Source organism: Tsukamurella sp. M9C (assembly GCF_020169415.1).
In the GTDB taxonomy this organism is placed as follows: domain Bacteria; phylum Actinomycetota; class Actinomycetes; order Mycobacteriales; family Mycobacteriaceae; genus Tsukamurella.
Window position 1 is genome coordinate 1 of the sequence record NZ_JAIULG010000100.1, and the last position, 901, is coordinate 901.

Below are 901 nucleotides of genomic sequence, written 5' to 3' on the forward strand. Positions count from 1 at the left end.
AGCGAGCGGTCGCGCATCTCCTCGAACTTGACGGCGGCGGCTTCGAGCTCGTCGAGGAAGGCGGCGAGTTCCTCGCGGGTGCGCTCGCCTTCGGCGGTGAAGTCTTCGCGCTCGAAGATCTTCCACTTGCGCAGGACGGGCATGACGACCTCGTCCTTGTGCTGGCGGAGGTCGTAGATGCCGTGCTTGGCCATGAGGACGCCGTTGCGGCGGAAGTCGGGCATGCCGGCGCCGGGCATCTCGAAGTGCTTGATGGTGTCGGTGATGGAGCGGATGGCCTGGTCGGGGACCAGGTCGAGGCCGGCGGCGGAGATGTTGCGGTAGAAGATCATGTGCAGGTTCTCGTCGGCGGCGATGCGCTGGAGCATCTTGTCGGCGATGGGGTCCTGGCAGACTTTGCCGGTGTTGCGGTGGCTGACGCGGGTGGCGAGCTCCTGGAAGGTCACGTACGCCACCGAGTGCAGCATCGTCATCTTCTGCTCGGTGTGCTGCGCGACCTTGCCCTGGGGGTCCCAGCCGTTGGTCATGTGGATCATGCGGGCCTGCTCGAGCTTGACCGGGTCGACGCCGCGGGTGACGACGAGGTAGTCGCGCATGGCGATGCCGTGGCGGTTCTCCTCGGAGGTCCAGCGGCCGACCCAGTGGCCCCAGGCGTCGTCCATGGAGAAGTTGGCGGCGATCTCCCGGTGGTAGGTGGGGAGGTTGTCCTCGGTGAGGAGGTTGGTGATCATGGCGGCCTTGGCGACCTCGTCGAGGCGGCTCTCCTCGGGGTCGTAGTCCGATCCGCCGAGGGCGGCGAAGTTCTTGCCGTCCGACCACGGGATGTAGTCGTGGGGGCTCCAGTCCTTCGTCATCGAGAGATGGCGGTTGACGTTGTCCTCGGCGACACCGGAGAGCTCCT

General features: G+C 66.4%; 1 protein-coding gene. It reads right to left on the reverse strand.

Annotated elements, in window-relative coordinates; genetic code table 11:
• Nucleotides 1-901: acyl-ACP desaturase (locus LB823_RS23560; RefSeq protein WP_224652191.1), on the reverse strand; the 901-nt coding region annotated here is incomplete at both ends.